Origin of the sequence: Anabaena sp. WFMT (genome assembly GCF_051781005.1) — a bacterium.
Classification (GTDB): domain Bacteria; phylum Cyanobacteriota; class Cyanobacteriia; order Cyanobacteriales; family Nostocaceae; genus Anabaena.
Genome location: NZ_JBPWOA010000008.1, coordinates 1 through 14,386, shown reverse-complemented (window position 1 = coordinate 14,386; position 14,386 = coordinate 1). Strand labels below are relative to the sequence as shown.

At 37.9% G+C, this 14,386-nt stretch carries 14 protein-coding genes and 2 pseudogenes; 6 read left to right on the top strand and 10 right to left on the bottom strand.

Going from position 1 to position 14,386, the window contains the following annotated elements:
* From ACSQ6I_RS07125 to ACSQ6I_RS07085, 9 genes and pseudogenes are all read right to left on the bottom strand, one after another.
* A pseudogene (locus tag ACSQ6I_RS07125) lies at nucleotides 1–605 on the bottom strand (tyrosine-type recombinase/integrase); the annotation flags it as partial.
* A 209-nt stretch (nucleotides 606–814) separates the two neighbouring features.
* Nucleotides 815–1,162, bottom strand: coding sequence for a hypothetical protein (locus tag ACSQ6I_RS07120; RefSeq protein WP_438889683.1), 348 nt, complete (start codon nucleotides 1,160–1,162; stop codon nucleotides 815–817).
* 319 nt (nucleotides 1,163–1,481) lie between these two features.
* A complete protein-coding gene (locus ACSQ6I_RS07115) occupies nucleotides 1,482–1,736 on the bottom strand; it encodes a hypothetical protein (RefSeq protein WP_438889682.1) in 255 nt (84 codons plus the stop codon).
* Nucleotides 1,737–1,773: 37 nt separating this feature from the next.
* On the bottom strand, nucleotides 1,774–2,007 hold the full coding sequence (locus ACSQ6I_RS07110; RefSeq protein WP_438889681.1) for a hypothetical protein: 234 nt from the start codon (nucleotides 2,005–2,007) through the stop codon (nucleotides 1,774–1,776).
* Between the two features lie 39 nt (nucleotides 2,008–2,046).
* A pseudogene (locus ACSQ6I_RS07105) lies at nucleotides 2,047–2,148 on the bottom strand (transposase-like zinc-binding domain-containing protein); the annotation flags it as partial.
* A gap of 2,036 nt (nucleotides 2,149–4,184) precedes the next feature.
* Nucleotides 4,185–4,688 carry a GIY-YIG nuclease family protein gene (locus ACSQ6I_RS07100; protein ID WP_438889680.1) on the bottom strand — a complete coding sequence of 168 codons (504 nt, stop codon included), beginning with the start codon at nucleotides 4,686–4,688 and terminating at the stop codon, nucleotides 4,185–4,187.
* Between the two features lie 35 nt (nucleotides 4,689–4,723).
* A complete protein-coding gene (locus tag ACSQ6I_RS07095) occupies nucleotides 4,724–5,344 on the bottom strand; it encodes a hypothetical protein (RefSeq protein WP_438889679.1) in 621 nt (206 codons plus the stop codon).
* A gap of 72 nt (nucleotides 5,345–5,416) precedes the next feature.
* On the bottom strand, nucleotides 5,417–5,749 hold the full coding sequence (locus tag ACSQ6I_RS07090) for a hypothetical protein (protein WP_438889678.1): 333 nt from the start codon (nucleotides 5,747–5,749) through the stop codon (nucleotides 5,417–5,419).
* Between the two features lie 307 nt (nucleotides 5,750–6,056).
* Nucleotides 6,057–6,773 carry a hypothetical protein gene (locus tag ACSQ6I_RS07085; protein ID WP_438889677.1) on the bottom strand — a complete coding sequence of 239 codons (717 nt, stop codon included), beginning with the start codon at nucleotides 6,771–6,773 and terminating at the stop codon, nucleotides 6,057–6,059.
* A 709-nt stretch (nucleotides 6,774–7,482) separates the two neighbouring features.
* Between ACSQ6I_RS07085 and ACSQ6I_RS07080 the strand changes: the two genes are divergently transcribed.
* From ACSQ6I_RS07080 to ACSQ6I_RS07055, 6 genes are all read left to right on the top strand, one after another.
* On the top strand, nucleotides 7,483–7,641 hold the full coding sequence (locus ACSQ6I_RS07080; RefSeq protein WP_438889676.1) for a copy number control protein: 159 nt from the start codon (nucleotides 7,483–7,485) through the stop codon (nucleotides 7,639–7,641).
* 29 nt (nucleotides 7,642–7,670) lie between these two features.
* Nucleotides 7,671–8,045: a hypothetical protein gene (locus tag ACSQ6I_RS07075; RefSeq protein WP_438889675.1), complete on the top strand. Its 375-nt coding sequence runs from the start codon at nucleotides 7,671–7,673 to the stop codon at nucleotides 8,043–8,045.
* A 4-nt stretch (nucleotides 8,046–8,049) separates the two neighbouring features.
* Entirely contained in the window at nucleotides 8,050–8,175 is a 126-nt protein-coding gene (locus ACSQ6I_RS07070) for a hypothetical protein (protein ID WP_438889674.1), read from the top strand.
* A 33-nt stretch (nucleotides 8,176–8,208) separates the two neighbouring features.
* On the top strand, nucleotides 8,209–8,889 hold the full coding sequence (locus ACSQ6I_RS07065) for a hypothetical protein (protein ID WP_438889673.1): 681 nt from the start codon (nucleotides 8,209–8,211) through the stop codon (nucleotides 8,887–8,889).
* Between the two features lie 291 nt (nucleotides 8,890–9,180).
* Nucleotides 9,181–9,561: a hypothetical protein gene (locus ACSQ6I_RS07060; protein WP_438889672.1), complete on the top strand. Its 381-nt coding sequence runs from the start codon at nucleotides 9,181–9,183 to the stop codon at nucleotides 9,559–9,561.
* A complete protein-coding gene (locus ACSQ6I_RS07055) occupies nucleotides 9,554–13,255 on the top strand; it encodes a plasmid replication protein, CyRepA1 family (RefSeq protein WP_438889671.1) in 3,702 nt (1,233 codons plus the stop codon). Before ACSQ6I_RS07060 ends, ACSQ6I_RS07055 begins: the two co-directional genes overlap by 8 nt.
* Nucleotides 13,256–13,264: 9 nt before the next feature.
* Here the strand turns inward: ACSQ6I_RS07055 and ACSQ6I_RS07050 are convergent, their stop codons facing one another.
* Nucleotides 13,265–13,771 carry a helix-turn-helix domain-containing protein gene (locus ACSQ6I_RS07050; RefSeq protein ID WP_438889670.1) on the bottom strand — a complete coding sequence of 169 codons (507 nt, stop codon included), beginning with the start codon at nucleotides 13,769–13,771 and terminating at the stop codon, nucleotides 13,265–13,267.
* Nucleotides 13,772–14,386 lie beyond the last annotated feature (615 nt).

The window sequence follows — 14,386 nt, the reverse complement described above, 5'->3', positions numbered from 1 at the left end:
ACATAAGCCCATTTCCCGACTTCAACCACAGGTGACAACATCGACAAGGCTGAAACAGCCCCTAACACCTGCTCATCACCCACCTCTAGATATTTTTGCAACTGTTCTAAATTCCTGTGTCCGCTAACTTACTGAATTACCCTTAACGGTATACCAGCATTAGACATCTGGGTTAAGGCGGTACGCCGGAAGCTGTGGGTACTCGCTCCCACAATTCCTACTCGTTGGCAAGCTTTCCTAAAAATCCTTGCTGCTGAATCGTGATCTATGTGTCCCTCAAAGCGACCGGGAAACAGGTAAATTTCACCAGCTATTGAGTAGTAGCCAGAAAATAACCGCCTTAAGTCTTCAATCACTGGTATTGAACGAGTGGCCAGTTTACCTTTGGTGTTTGATTTCCTGATCACGAATTGCGATCTAACTTCACCTTTAGGGGTGTAAATATCTTGAGTTTGCAGCGTTACACATTCTCTAATTCTACAGGCGCTAAATAGGCACACACCAAACAGCATTCTATCGCGGTCATTGTCTAAACCTTGACTAAAAATTAACTGTATTTCTTGCTGTGTCAGAACTTTGGCGCGTCCGTGCCTGTTGATTTTCATAAGCCACTGTAGACACTGTGATCTACAGCTTACATTTACAGGGGATACGCTCTACTAATAAATTATTTATTTATTTTTCTCTTCTGCCACTGCGATCGCCTATTCTTAAGGGATTAAAACCTTAAATTCACTCAGAATAAGGTTTTAATCCATATTATTCCGAAAACATCATAAAGAGAGCGGTAGAACCTTTATTTTTTACTGCCAAACTATGCAAGCCAATCTCCAACTCCAGACCAAGTTTGATTTAAAATAAGTGATAGCTTGCGACTAGGTGTTAGAAATTCATAGGTAAGTTTCATTAATTTGAGTCCACCCATTGTGTTTAATGATTTACCTATATCTCTGATTCTTTCTTTAACATCTCGACGCGTATCCTTGTCATTATCATTTATTTCTTCATATTTAATAAGAGATTTATTCAAGCCATCTACACATTCTAGAAAAGACATAAGTTCTTCCTCCTTAATACATGGAGCAAGTTTTATTGCTACTAAACAAGCCATTATGCTTTTAACGTCAGTATATTCTTTGCTGATGTTTGCTTCCCCAAACATGACCTTTTTCCTTTTTATATATAGATTTACACTGATTATCAACAGATTACACCATTATCCTAGTCGCGCCGCTATAACGCTTTGTAACTTGCACTATGGATAATCCTCTTGAAATTTAATAATTAATAATTTACTAGTTGTTAGAGTTTGGATCGATAAGCGCGATCGCTACGCTCACCAAAGGTATCGCCTAGTGTTCCGTAGGAAAGCTGACAGAACCTATCGCATTATTTCCACCTTGTCCCACAAAAATTATTTATTTATTTTATCCGTTGACAAATTGACCTGTCCCACTATATGTAATTCATCATCAAATAAATTATTTAAGGCTATTAGCTTCAAGAATTACCTCATCTATCCTGTTAATAGCCTCAAAGATAGCAGCCTCTATCAAGCAATCTGCTGGTAATGGGTTAGTGGGAACAAAAATAAATAATTCCACCTGCTGAGGAACATCGTCATAAATAATTATTTCAGCAGATGTTTCATAATTTATTAATTGGACAAAGATTCTAAAATCTAAATATTCAAACATATTCAACATCTTCTTAATAAAATTATGTTCTGCCTGCATTTAATCATCCCTCCTGATTTTTGGAGGGATTTTTGGGTTAAATCTCACAATGAGCTTTTGGCTTATTTATGTATTTATCCCATAATCCATCTCTATAAAAAAATAACCCGTCTTTCATGAACTGAACCGCCTCATTTTCACTACGAAAAAATTTATAAGCTTGGTTGTCATTGTCTAAATTTGTGTACAGATAAAATCCCTCTTGGCTTTCATGAAACATTAAACCCCAGTCGTTGATTTTGGTTTTAAATTGTTCAGTTAGATTAAACATTGCCACCTCTTGAGAATGTATAGATAATTTCTAAACTGTAAAGCCTTTACCGCAATCTGAACACTTATAACGTTGTTTCTCGCCTACTCTACCGTTCTTCTTAACCTCCAAACTACCGCAGTGAATACAAGCCACATCTTCACCCTGGCTTAATGCTTTAGACTGCCACGGTGAAGAAACAAGCCAAGATTTATTATTAATTAATTCACCCTCTAAAGCCGGGGGAATCTCCACAAAATCAAAACGCATACCATCAACTAATAAACCTAACCTGTAATGATTTTTAGCTGGTAAATCTCTGTTGCTATCATTCATCCAATCACTAACTTTTTGATAAATTGATGGTATTTTAGCTTTCATGTCGCTAGACCATCCCATATCATCACCGTGTTTTATCGCTGTTCCAATTGCATCACCAATGAACATCAAGCTACAGTTATTCATTTCGTCCCAAGTCCAACCCTGCTTACCTACTTCACCAGATTGACCAATTAGACAAAGCTTCATTTTTCGGTGTCTAATTTCTGTCCATATCTGGCTAATTTCTGCTTTTTCTTTTCTGTCAAAAGTTTTATCGCATGCGTCAAAAATACCCATGACTGGAATATCTGGGTTAAATGATTGATTGTTTTTTCTGTCTGTGAATTCCTCTATAAAGAGTTCTAGAATGTTGCTGGCTTCTGTGGGAGATTTAGCAATTTTTGGACAGTTCCAATAATCCTCAAATGAACCGTGTTGAGGGTCACTTAGCCATAGTTCCCAGTTCTCCCAGTGGTTAATGTAGTGGTTTAACAAGTTCTTAACAGCAATTCCTTTACCTCCTCCTGTTCTAGTCATTACTCTCAAAGTTGGTTTCGATTCATGATACCTACTAACAACCTCACCAAACTTTGCAGACGGTTCAATCAGTCTCCTAATATCTTCTATCGTGGCTTGTTTCTTCTCCACCTTTCTCAGTTCGATGTCAAGACTCACATAGTTACTTCTCTCACTCTGGCTAAATTTGGGACTGTTCAAACTTCCAGATAACTCCTTTATCTTGTCTGAGTTATTACCATCGTTAAGAGTTGCTGTATCAATAAATCGGTTGTTTCTAGACAGGTGAAATAATAATTTATAGCCAGTTTCAGTGCTATTAAAGTCTAAGCCATCAAGGGTAATTCCTAGTTTTGAATGATAGTAATTGATGATGGAATTACCTACCCTAGCAGCTTCTGAGGCTCCTACTAGTTGTAATGGTTTAGATAAATCTTTTAACTTACCATTGAGTGAAACTATCTCATTCTGCAACTTTTCTAAATCTTGACTTTGCGCTAAACCATCGTTAACAACTTCATGAAAGTCTGATTTATAAGCATTGATGCAACTATCAGCAACTTGGCTAAACTCCTCCTGAATAGCTTTTAAATTGCGGCTGTAGTAGTCTTTGATTGCTGTTAATTTTTCCTCATGTTCAGTAAGGGGAATTACGTTAAATAGTTGACGTTGTAGATGGTCACACGCTGCTTTGTATAACTTGGCTTTGATACTTGACCCTTTCAAGATAATCTCATGCTGAACTGCTAAACAAGCCGCTATTAATTCCTCATTTGTCAAACTGTTGTTATCTGAAATCACCCCAATTTGAGCAGACATCAATTTAACATCGTCATTGAATTGTGCTGCTAATTCTTGGCAATTTAACTTAACATCTGGGTACTTCTTAACTAGAAAGGGAATGAGAGCGTTAACCTGTTTTACTGCCTCTTCTAACGATTCTCTCAGTGTAGTAATAGCTGAATCAATATTTATATCTCTGGTATCCTGTAACGCGGTTTTAGTGTCGCTCAACTCAGTTCTGAGTTGTTCTAAGGTGTCTACCAAGTCAATATTCAATTTAGCTAAATCATCTCTGTCTATGGCAATTTGAGTTAGTTCTTGATGTTTAGTTTGTAGTAATTTACTAAAATGCTCAGTGTCATTTTTTAAAGTTTCAATCTCAGTCAGAAACTTTTTAGACTTACGCTTATTGATTTTTTCACTCTGTTGAATAGCTAAGGAAGATGCACCCAAAGCACCTAAACCAGATGCTATGAAGAATTGGGAGAATTGCTGATAAGGAGTGAACAGTGCAATAAAACCAGTAAATGAAACACCTAAACTACCAACTACAAACCCGTTACGTAATGTTTGAAAGTTCATAGGTTCACACCTCTTTCTACTATCGGTTTATTTTCTAACTGCTGCTGCTTTGGTGTTGATTGTGTTGCTATTAATGCCATTATTAAAACCGCTATTCCCAACAATCCAAAGCTTATTTTTACTGGTGATATATCTGCTGTGACGTGGGATGAATATCTGCTAAATGCGAGATTAACCCTCATTAAATCAACTGGGGTTAGGTCAAACCATTCTTTAGATTTAGTCAGCTTTACATTGCAGTATTTAAAATGTTTATGTAGTTTGGCTTCTACTGCTGCCATATCCTCTACATAGATGGTTTTGACTATTTTAATGTCGCAAGGTGGTTGATTATCGTGAAAGTTTTGTAGTCTTAGTTGTGGGTTACGACTTAACCCTATTTTGCATCGTTTAGTTAAGCATCCAGGTAAAAACCCGTGATATCCTACCGCTTCCATCAAATAGATATATCCGGGTTCATGGTCGTTACGTGATGTGTAATGTTGCTGATATTGGTACATATTAAAGAAGGGTGAATTAACACCCCAATTCCTGATTAATTAATACTTTCTGCTTCTGATTCAATAGCTCCAATCTTGGCATCAAGTTGGAATTTAGCAAGCTCAACTTGGCTAATTCTTGACTCAATTAAACTTAACTTAGCAACCCAGAAAGCTTGTCTTAGTGGTGTTTCACCTTGTAATCCTGTTAATTCAATACCTGCATGAGTTAATTTCTCTTGTGTCTGTCCTAACTTAACCTCAGCTATTTGGTGGGTAACTTTGGCAGTTTCTAAACCTACTAATTTAGTATCAGTGCCAATTCTGTCTGTACTCCAAACTATAGAAGCTTGGGACATCTTCTCACTCAGAGAGCCAGTTTTGTAAACGTCGGTATTTAGTTGCAAGTTAGCACCCACTAAACGCAATGTTTCCCGCTTTTCAGATATAGATTGAATTTGCTTATCTGCATCTACTTTGGTTGTTCTAGGCAGTGTGGAAGTGTCAGCAAAAAGATTAGACGCTAAATAGTCAGAGGGGTTAAAAACTGATGCTTGATGGTTGCTATTAGCCTTAATTGGTGTAGGGTCAAGCTTCACTGTTTCCGGTGTGACAGCAGCAGTTTTAAGTTTTTCTTGTGCTTCAGATAGTTTGGTTTTCTGTGTTGTGCGTGGCATATAATTAATAGGTAAATTGTCCTACGTTGGGAATTTACAAAAGTAGTTGGGAAGTTTTGCGGCTTCCCTTTTTTATGCAGCGAATAAACTTAATTGGTTGTGATTACTTGGCAATGGTTGGTAGTTTCTCAACTTCTCTCTAATCAATTTTTTAGTTGCATTCCAACGAAGTTCTAATAAACTTTCTCCATCACAATCCAGACTGAAAACTGCACCGTTAGACAAAACTATTAATTCATTGGTGGAACAGATAGAACCCAGTGACCAACTACCCGTTACAACTTCCAAGTAATCTGGTGTTTCGATATCTTCCAGCAATCCGATAAATTCAAAACCATCTCCAATCAAAGCAGCCGCAACGGATTTGTCTATTTGATTGAACCAAATTGGCAAGGTGCTGATCATGGTAAAATTCTCCACATCTTAATTTTTCTTAAGTGCCTTGACTCACAATCAAGGCTTTTTTCTTGGCTGTTCTGGGTAATCAGTAGACATTGGCGTAACTGCCCTGTAACAAAAAGTTAACTGTGTGGGCTAAACAATTGTTGAGGCAGTCAAAAATACTAATCATCGTCGTAGTCTCCATCTGGGTTGAATAAGCTGGCAATGCCCTCTAATGTGGCGTTTATCAGGTCAAAGGGTAGTAGAAGGTTAATCCTTGGCTTTGGCTTATGCCGTGCCTTCAGTTCCTTAATTTGACGCTCTAGTAGCTCTATCTGCCTAAGCTGAATTGCTTTCCCAGTTCACGGGCTAGACTGGCTATTTCATCGTCTAGGGTGCTGTCTAGTTCGGGTAACTCCGGTGCAATGGGTTGTTTTGCGTTCAAATCCCTCAGACGGTCAAAAGTTGCGTGTCTAGCGTCGTTACGTTGTTCTCTCAGCTTTGCTACCAGTTCCTTGTCCCTGGTGTCAGCGTTGGCTAAAATCTGCTCATTTCTATAAACGGCAATTAAATCAGCAAGTGCGATCGCCTCTTCCGACTTGGCAAGAATCTCATCTAAAGCAGTGGTCAAGGCTGTTCCGTTCGCAGGTTGACTGGCTTGGTTAATTTGGGAATTACTACCAGATGCCACTATGTCGGAATTTTGTGGCTGATCTCCTATATTTGGGGCTGTTTCCTGTGCTGGTTCTAATGCTTGTGTAGCTCGACTTTCAAGTAATTGGGGTGTGGTATCTGTGGGGACGGTGTGGGCTGATAGTGCTTTAGATGTGGCTTGAATTGTGGCTAAAACTTGTTCTGATTGGGTTGTGGGGATAGCTTTGATAGAGTCAAAATCATCCGGTCTAACATCCATCAAAGCCAGTCTGAAAGCCTGTTCTGTAATGTTTTCAGCCTTGCAGATATCAGAGATTGATACTAGTTCGTGTGTTGCTGGCATAGTCTCAGGTGTAGCTACTGGTGTTTTCTTGCGTCTGGTTGTGGTTGCCATAGGAATTACGCGGTTATTTTGTTAAGGTTTCTAAGTGCGGTGCGATACGTATAGAGTGAGCAATAGTTCTGATTTTTGGCTATCCCCTGCTTTACCCTTTGGGCTGTAACTACTTGGCTCATAAGTCTGCCAACTCTACATAAAACCCAACACTGGTAAGGGCTTAGGGGTGCTTGACGGTCAAAACTACCGTCCTCTTGTTTAGGGTATGCGTCCCTAAAACTGGTAATTCTCCAAAATGCTAGATTTTCCCAAAGGTATACGGTGCTACGTGAAACACCCAATAATTGAGCTAAATAGGTCTTGCTAGAGGGAAAATCAAGGAATAGGTCGTGTTGTGTTCCGTTAGGCTGTGAGCGTTGGCGCATAAGGGTTGTAGGGTCAATCAGACGGTAATCAGAATTGAATTAGATGGCAATTAGTCGGGAAACAAGCGGGAATCAATCGGTTTATGCTTCACTGTGTCTGTTTGAATCTTCCAATCCCTTGCTATACAAGGCTTACAGTGTGATTTATGGTTGAATTAGTCGGGAATCAGTGAGTCATTGGGGATTGATTTGTTTCTATATCCACCATAGCAACTATATCCACTAATTGACATAGTTGATGTATTGGATATAGTTATTATATATGACGTATATGATAAGATTTTTGTATAGGTAAAATGCCTAAGCACTGGACATACTGGATATACTGGATAAATAAGCGTATGAGTAAAAAGGATATGGCAGAAATAAGAGTTTTTGTAAAACCTGAATTAAGACAACAATTTAAAAGTAAATGTGTATTGGAAAATAAAACCATGAGTGATGTTATCGCTGATTTCATGGCTAATTATGTTGGTGAAGATAAACAGAAAAATGATTAATTTAGCGATCGCACCCTAACTAAAACACCATGACTACACCACCAGTAGACAGACTAGACCGCATAGAAGCCATATTAGAACAGACTGCCCAAAGGCTTGACCTAGTATCAGAACAGCAAGCCATTAATACACAGACAATTGGTACTCTAACTAATAGTCTGAATGACCTATCAAATCAAGTTACCGACTTTACGGGTACTGCTAATACTGTGTTAGGTCGTAGCACAATGCTTGATGACATAATACTGAGCAATGATGCTAGAGTTGCAATTCTAGAGAACATCGTTGTGAGATTAGACCGCAATAATGAAGAAAGTAATCGTAAATTTGAGGAAAATCAGCGTTCAACCAATGCCGCTTTAGAAAGACTAGAGGCAATTTTGATAAAGCTGATGGACAAATAGTGCAATGCCTGAGTCAAGAGAAGCGATCGCACAAAATAAATTATTTGGGGTTAAATTTTGCACCCTGAAAGTGCTAAAAGTGCGATCGCACAAAATAAATTATTTTTTGTGGTCTAGCCGATGGAAATAATTAATTCTTACAAAGCAATGCACAAAATAAATTATGATTCCAACAATACCAACGCAAATGATAGATCCGCCTTGGGATAGCGCGATGAGTTCAATTAAAGCTTTTGTTTCCCCTACAATCCCGTTTAATAACGGACTAATTCAACATTTGAATTTCAATGATAATGTTTGGAAAGTTGCGCTACATTGGCTACTTAAGAAAAAATGGCATTCAAAACATAAAATATCAGTCAGTCGCAATATTGCAACAGCAATTGAACCATTAGGCGAGCTTTTACTACAAATACTAGAAATTTGCATACAAGTCCATCCTATATATCCGTCTGGATATATAAATGCAACTGAATGGTTTTATCATATTGTTTTGGAGATGAGAAATGGCGATATCAATGAAATTTGCACTCCTATTAAAAAAGGTGACGGCAAATTTAAGCATTGCTCTGAAATCAGAAGCCATGTAAAAAATTTAAAACAATCCAAAAATCCTTTCGATTCAGCGCGATCGCCACACACTTATAAATTAATTCAAGCTTCAATTAATTTGTCTCAAAAGTCTGACAAGTTCAATGATGAGTATTATAAACCTCTGATTAAGGCTTATTCATCTTGGGGGAGAAACTTGCATGATGATGTTACTTGGCAGATGCTCACGGTCGATGAAGAGAAACTTTCTATACATACTGGCAAGGGGAGGGGAAAGGTAAAAATAGCCTAACAAAGATGTGATTTTTACAACCTTTACAGCACAAAGCTTTCAGCCTCTATTGGCAAAATGTTTTTTAGGGAGGAAAAAATGCTATCAATATCTTACTGAGTCGAAAAAAAATCGACTCAAGAACCTAGCCAGTTAACTAAAACGATTTGCACTCGTTTTACTGTTGCGGAACTCGAACCGACCGTATAGATAAAATTATTTATTAGTTGACATTTATCTTAGCGGTTGATATAGATTTTTGCAAATTGTTAGCTGGCAAAATTCCACAAACACATATAAGGAATTTTGCAAATGCAAAAACCCACCACTGGAGAGAGTAGAGGGAATTGCAAAAAAGCTTTACTTAAAGCTAATTTTAGCAATTCTCAGCCAGAAAATCAACCATTATCAGCGGAAAAAGCACAAATAAGTGCCAAAATTTGTCGTAATTGCGAGAAAGAACTACGCTTATTTTGCGTTTTCGATACGTTTGTAAGAACGCTACATCGAGCCTGCTGCACTGGATATGAGAGAGATTGCCCCAAACCAACGGAATTGCTCAAAAATCCTGCTCTTAACTTGGAAGACAAAGCTTTTCTGAAGCGATTATCAAAGCTAAGACACATTGATAAGGCAGATATAGCAAGGCTTCTAGAAATTGAAGCATTAGTTTTGGGGGTGGGAGATGAGTAGATTGCTTCCCACCAATAAAAACAGACCTTGCTTCTGTGGCGATACTAACGGTGATTGTCGGAAAAAAGTAGATAGCAATCACCCCTTCTGCATGAAATTCAGCCAAGTAAGGATAGGCGAAGTCATTAATGGACACAAAGCCGTATCTCTTACCAAAGACGGCTTGTGGATGATTTTTAACCCTGTTGATGATAAAGGTCAATCTGTTCCCTATACCCCACAAGAAAGCTACGAGAGTCCAATTAATGTCATGTCGTCTGAGGAGAGGAACCAACTTCTTAGAAGATTGGTTAAACACTTTGGATTATCCCAAAACCATAGACAGAGACTTTTAGACAGAGGCTTTCTACCTGATGAGATTGATTTAGCAATTAGTCAAAATTGGATATATAGCTGGGAGCCTGGGATATCATCAGCTGGCTTCCCTGACAATCTTTGTGGGGTCAATGCTGCTAAGGGTGTTTTTCATGGCGGTTCAGGTATTGGCTTCTCATACCTGGATAATAGTTCGATTGTTGGGGTAAATATTGCTAATGATCATCGTGGTGAGGGAAGCCCGAAATATTATTGTCTGTCATCTAGAAAGAGTGGCGGCGCAGTTCCACACTTACCCAATGGAGAATTACCTATTTTTCATTGGGTAAGTCCAGACGCAGGGGAAATAACAGAAACTTGGGTGATGGAAGGTGGATTAAAAAGTTTACTAACAGCCTTTAAGCTATGGCGTAATAACAAAAATATTCAGGTAATTGGCATCGGTGGACATAATTTTCTAGGACATTATAAGTCTATTGAACCTTTATTAAAAGGTAAAATTATAATTCCTCCTGATGCTGGAAGCGTTCTTAATAAGAGCGTTTACGAAGATTATCGCAAGTTTTTAATTAGACTTAATGCCAATAAATTTGATGTTTCTGTGGCTTGGTGGGGTCAAGTAGATAAAACTTGTGGTGATATTGATGAACTAGAAGATTTTAGCCAGATTGAATACATCAGTAGCAAAGAATTTTTCACAATTGCTAAACTCGGAGTCAAGAACGCAGAAACCAAGAAAATACAGGAACAGAAAGACATTGAAAAACGCTCTCGATTTGATGAATTAAAGGCAATTAGACACGGGTTAACTAATATCACTGAAGTTCCCTATAAAGTTGTTAATGTACCTCATTTAGAGCAGGTTTTGGGTGATTTAATTGAACCCGGAACTATGAATATAATTGTTAGTGATGCTGGCACTGGTAAAACTGAGTCAGTTGTCCCCTATGCGAATAAAGCAGAAGCATTTTATAGCTGGCATAATCGCATAAGTTTAGCTAGAAGTACTAGCACCGATTTAGGGCTTACCTACAAAGAGAGTAACTCTAATGTTAAATATTCTGATAAGAAGAAAGCGTCGTTTTGCGTTCCGAGTGCTTATCAATATGACCCGAAACATTTAGCCAAACACCAAGGGATTTTATTAGTTGATGAAGCGGATCAGGTATTTGATTTTCTGTTCGGTTCACTTTGCAATAAAGATAATATTAGACCGTTGTTACTGTCCACATTGGAAGCACACATCGACTCAGCTATTTATGGTCAAGGTATGTGCTTATTTATGAGTGCAGATATCACTCAAAAAGAAATTGATTTAATCAAAGCACTTGCACCACAAGGAACACCAGTGAGATTGATTATTAACAAATATCAACCACAACGTCCTGATATTAACTTTGATGTTTCTGAATCTCCAGAAGGTTTATTATCAGAGTTGGTTGAAAAGATAGCCACTGGTATACCATGTTTTGTGCTAGATGACTTAAAAAACGGCGTTAAGGGTTGTAAATCTTTAGCTGAGTATGTGCGTCAAAACTTCCCAGAATTGAAAGATTTAATATTAGAAATTCATGCCGATAATCAACATGACCCAAGGGTGAAAGCTTTCAATAATAAACCTGATGAGGAATCAAAAAAATACTTAATGGTTATTTGTTCACCATCAATTATTTCAGGAGTTAGCTTAAAAAATCAAAGATTTATTAACGGTGTCTTTGCATTCTGTAATGGCATCTTAATGGATAGAGAAATTAAACAGTTTCTCAATCGAGTTAGAGGTGCTGAAGATATCTATATGTGGGTATCAGAAGAAGGTTTTGAGCCAATGGGACTACCTTCTAATTTAGTTACACTTGAAGATATTAAAGCTTACTATCAACGTAATTATGAAGCCAATTCAAAGTATTTGCTAAGTTATAACAGAAAATATGATGTAATGTCTGGTGAGTTTTCATCACCGTTCTTTGAGTTATTCTGCAAAAACCAAGCATACAGAAGCATCACTGCCAAGTATTTACGCCAATTCACCAGAGAACATCTTGAGGAAATTGGTTATGGCATCAATGAAATTAACCCAACTCCAAAGAGAGGAACTAAAGAAATAAAAAATAAACTATCTAATATTTGGGATGGCATTGAAATTAGAGAAGCCGAAGAAATTGCAGCAGCAGAATTTTTATCTGATTCAATAATGGAAGCAATAGCGCATGGTGAAGAAGTGCCACCGGAGTTAAAATCAGGATATTTAAAAACTAGAATGTTACGTCTCTTTGGTGAAGAATTGATAGAGGCAACTGTTTTTACTCATAAAAAAACAGAGCGAGAATTTACTGGTTTTGCTGCTATGGCTTTGAAAAATAGCGGTCGTAAGTACGAGCGTCAATTAGAAAATTTTTATCTACTGAATCAAGATATTGAGGAATCATCAGCTAGAGATTATGCAGCAGAAGCCAGACAGATGAAGCATGGTGACAGATTTGCTGCTGATATTCGTTGGAACTCAAGAAAGCGCAAATGCAGGGAGTATTTAGGGCTGCATGAGTTTTTAGACCCAAATAAATGGTTAGAGCCTAATGACTATAATCCGTTAGGCGAGAAGGCTAAAAAATACCCGGATGATGTTGCTGACGCGCTAGGGTTTCAAATCAAAAATATGACAAACGGCCAAATATTTGGACAAGCGATGGAGCAGATTGGATTATCTTTGGATAAGAAAAAAGTGGCCGGACAAAAATGGAAAGCCAGAAAGATTAATGCTCAGGACTGGGAATATTGCCAAATGTACCTGAAGCATAAGGAGTTCGTAAAAACTCAAAGAGAAGCTATTAATAGTCCGGTTGAGGTTGTAGTTAATTTAGTTGAAGCAGTAGAAGTTGATCCGATTGTCCCATTGGTAGCTGAGGAATTAGTTAAAACCTCTACTAGAGAGGAATGTGAGGATTTGTTTGACACCATCACAGAAAAACAGAAAATATCAGCTTGGCAATTAATTTCTGTTGAGCATCAACAAAGGATTACTAATTTGTTTAGCACGGTAGTTGATCAGTTATCACTAGATGATATCGAACCAATCCCCAATGACCAATTACCAATTACCAGTGACCAAACTTCAGAAAGCAATTCTCTGGAAGTTATCACACCTAATGAAGAATTGCTTTTAGTCGATGCCAAAATCAATGAAATCTACCCATTAGCGACAATTGATAGTATGCCCTTTGAATTAGCGTGGAAACTGCGGCTAAATCGCGCTCTGGTTATGGGTGAACAAATAGCGCGGGCGGTTTATGGCATTGCTTATAATTCCGGTTTGATTAATCTAGTATGGCCATCTTTGACTAATGGAGTGCAGCAGAAATATCTACAATTATTTGAATGTTAGTCGGCTTGCTTAACCATTGCTTTCTTGCAGCTTTTCAAAATATAATTTTTTAAGCTCAGAATCACTTAATTCAGCTAAATTGGCTTGTGCCTCAGCAATTTCCATAGGAAATCTATTTTTTTCTTCCAATTCTTCCTGCTTGCTAACTCGACCCAGCCGCGCCCAATCTCCAATAATTGCGATCGCGCGGAGTTTATCAGCTTTCCTAGATTCTTTATCGTCTAGAATATCTTCTAAGCTATCCAATGCTATATCAAGCAAGTCATTTATGCGCTGTGATATATCGTTTTGTGCTGATATAACAATTTCACTATCTGCTTTGGGCTGGGAAGAAATTTGATTTTCATAATCTGCTTTCCAGCGAGATAGGGTGCGGGTAGATATTCCGATCTCCTTGGCAATCTCTGGATGACTGTAGCCTCTTGCAAATAATGAAAATGCGGCTTCTTTTTTCTTCCCTCTATTGGTTCGATTTATTGGGGTAGCCATAGCCAAAATATTGCCACGGGTAGACATAAATAAATTCTAATTCCTTTGAAAGCTTTACGCCATAAAGCTTTAAGCCTTATTCTGTTCAAGAATCAAAACTGAGATATTAGGAACAGAATAGAGCGATCGCCCTCAACGCCCTCCAAACCCACCCCACACAAAAACCCCTTCACGGGGTTTAATTATTGGGAATGAATAAAAGCCAAAGCATAAAGAAAGAGAAGCCATGTAGAGGCAAGGGGGGCGGTAATAGGGGTTTAGGCGAGTTGAGTTAAACTACCCAGGAAAAATCTAAATTAATTTTTTGAAAAGTTGCCTCAGTATGTCCATCAAATAAAGCCATCAAAACAACCCAATCCCTCACAGAAAGGGTTGTATTCTGCATAATGCCCAATGTATCAGCCGATAGGTCAAAGCAGCTTGTAGGCGATTTTAAAGGTATTTCTGTAATCTAAGTACAAAAAGCCAGAAAATGTATCATGTCCACCCGTACTATAAAAATAAGTATTCTCTATAATTTAGGGGGGGGTGGGTATGCCTCTAATAACACATAGTATAAACTTTGAGTATAATTAAATACAAAAAAAGAATAATAGGAAACAGATGATAGTCAATAAATTATTAAAAACCAGGAAAGATATT

Bases quoted from the DNA above. Each gene is read 5' to 3' on its own strand.
- ACSQ6I_RS07095 (WP_438889679.1), bottom strand. From the start codon at position 5,344: ATGCCACGCACAACACAGAAAACCAAACTATCTGAAGCACAAGAAAAA.
- ACSQ6I_RS07075 (WP_438889675.1), top strand. From the start codon at position 7,671: ATGACTACACCACCAGTAGACAGACTAGACCGCATAGAAGCCATATTA.
- ACSQ6I_RS07050 (WP_438889670.1), bottom strand. From the start codon at position 13,771: ATGTCTACCCGTGGCAATATTTTGGCTATGGCTACCCCAATAAATCGA.
- ACSQ6I_RS07115 (WP_438889682.1), bottom strand. From the start codon at position 1,736: ATGCAGGCAGAACATAATTTTATTAAGAAGATGTTGAATATGTTTGAA.
- ACSQ6I_RS07100 (WP_438889680.1), bottom strand. From the start codon at position 4,688: ATGTACCAATATCAGCAACATTACACATCACGTAACGACCATGAACCC.
- ACSQ6I_RS07060 (WP_438889672.1), top strand. From the start codon at position 9,181: ATGCAAAAACCCACCACTGGAGAGAGTAGAGGGAATTGCAAAAAAGCT.
- ACSQ6I_RS07055 (WP_438889671.1), top strand. From the start codon at position 9,554: ATGAGTAGATTGCTTCCCACCAATAAAAACAGACCTTGCTTCTGTGGC.
- ACSQ6I_RS07085 (WP_438889677.1), bottom strand. From the start codon at position 6,773: ATGGCAACCACAACCAGACGCAAGAAAACACCAGTAGCTACACCTGAG.
- ACSQ6I_RS07120 (WP_438889683.1), bottom strand. From the start codon at position 1,162: ATGTTTGGGGAAGCAAACATCAGCAAAGAATATACTGACGTTAAAAGC.
- ACSQ6I_RS07080 (WP_438889676.1), top strand. From the start codon at position 7,483: ATGAGTAAAAAGGATATGGCAGAAATAAGAGTTTTTGTAAAACCTGAA.
- ACSQ6I_RS07090 (WP_438889678.1), bottom strand. From the start codon at position 5,749: ATGATCAGCACCTTGCCAATTTGGTTCAATCAAATAGACAAATCCGTT.
- ACSQ6I_RS07065 (WP_438889673.1), top strand. From the start codon at position 8,209: ATGATTCCAACAATACCAACGCAAATGATAGATCCGCCTTGGGATAGC.
- ACSQ6I_RS07110 (WP_438889681.1), bottom strand. From the start codon at position 2,007: ATGTTTAATCTAACTGAACAATTTAAAACCAAAATCAACGACTGGGGT.
- ACSQ6I_RS07070 (WP_438889674.1), top strand. From the start codon at position 8,050: ATGCCTGAGTCAAGAGAAGCGATCGCACAAAATAAATTATTTGGGGTT.